The organism is Kitasatospora sp. NPDC007106 (assembly GCF_040634455.1).
GTDB lineage: Bacteria > Actinomycetota > Actinomycetes > Streptomycetales > Streptomycetaceae > Kitasatospora > Kitasatospora arboriphila.
In genome coordinates this window covers 1-1396 of sequence record NZ_JBEYFP010001227.1, presented here as the reverse complement: position 1 = coordinate 1396, position 1396 = coordinate 1, and the positions used below count along the sequence as shown (strand labels likewise).

Genomic DNA, 1396 nt, shown 5'->3' with positions numbered 1-1396 from the left:
ACGATCTGCTCCACGTGCAGGCCGAGGCCGCGGACCTGGACGACGCTGTCGCGGCGGCCGAGCACCTGCATCGCCGGGCCGGGCCGGCCGCAGGGGCAGGCGGCCAGGCGGCCGGCGTCGCCGGTGCGGTAGCGCAGCACCGGGTTGAGCATCTCGGGGTTGAGGGTGGTGAAGTCGAGCAGATCGTCGGGGCCGACGTGCACCAGTTGCTCGGGCAGGGTGTGGAAGGTGTCGGCGGGGCACTCGGGGCCGTTGGTGCCGACCACCCAGGTCTCGGTGCTGCCGAACATGCCGTGGCGGCGGGCCCGCGGGGCGACGGCGGCCATGTCCTCGGCGAGCTGCGGCTGCCAGGCCTCGCCGAGCCAGAGCACCTTGCGCAGGTCGGGCAGGGTGATGCCGGCGGCGCGGGCGCGGGCGAACCAGAGGCGCAGCACGCTCGGGGTGCCGCCGATGGCGGTGACCCGGCGGGCGGCGAAGAACGACAGCCAGTCGGGGTACTCGTCGGCGGCGACCGAGCCGACCGCGATGATCTGGCAGCCGGAGAGGTCGGCGAGCGCGGCGGCGAGGAAGTGGGCGCCCCACATCCGGCCGGCGCCCCAGGCGTTGACGAAGACGTCGTCGGGGGTGAGGGGCTGCCAGTGGGCGTGCACGCCCGCCATGTAGAAGCCGGTGGGTGCGTAGCCGATCTTGGGGGCGCCGGTGCTGCCGCCGCTCTGGAAGAGCCAGGTGGCGCCGTGTTCGGCCTTCGGTTCGAGGTGGGCGAGGGCGGTGTTGAGGTCGTCCTTGGCGAGCGGCGGCAGCGCGGCCAGGTCGTCGAGGTGGTGCGGCTCGGCGTGCCCGGTGTAGCGGGCGGCCAGTTCGGGGACGGTCCGCAGCCGTTCGAGGGTGCGCCGGGCGACGTGCAGCCGCGGTTCGGCGGCGTCGGGGGTGAGGGAGAACACGGGTGTCAGCTCGCTTCCGGCTCGGCGGTGGTGGGGGCCTCGCCGCGGTCGGCGAGCCACTTCGCGTGGGCGTCCCGGTAGGCGGTGAAGCGGGCCCGGGTGACGTCCCGCTGGACGGAGCGGTTCGGGTCGTCGAAGTCGGGGGCGATCACGCCGTCCGGTTCCAGCTCGGAGAACCAGTACCGCTCGCCGTCGTGCAGGAAGTCGACGCAGAAGAACGGGATCGGCAGCCGCTCGGCGAACCAGGCGGTGGCGGCGGCGAGCTCGTCCGGGATGTCGGCGAACCGCATGGTGCCGCCGCGGCTGGCGTTGGCGACCGGCGAGCCGTCCTCGGGGATGCGCTTGAGCAGGGCGTACGGCTTGCCGTCGACGACGTAGACCCGGTGGTCGACGGTGCCGTCGCCGAGGTAGGGCTGGACGACGAGGGTGGTGTCGCCGCCCTGGGCGAGGCTGGC

At 74.3% G+C, this 1396-nt stretch carries 2 protein-coding genes; both read right to left on the bottom strand.

What is annotated here, in order from left to right; translation table 11 throughout:
- A partial coding sequence (locus ABZ641_RS37360; protein WP_359989036.1) for an AMP-binding protein occupies nucleotides 1-941 on the bottom strand: 941 nt, incomplete at its 3' end.
- Nucleotides 942-946: 5 nt separating this feature from the next.
- Nucleotides 947-1396 (bottom strand): hypothetical protein (locus ABZ641_RS37355; RefSeq protein WP_359989034.1); only part of this gene is annotated, 450 nt, incomplete at its 5' end.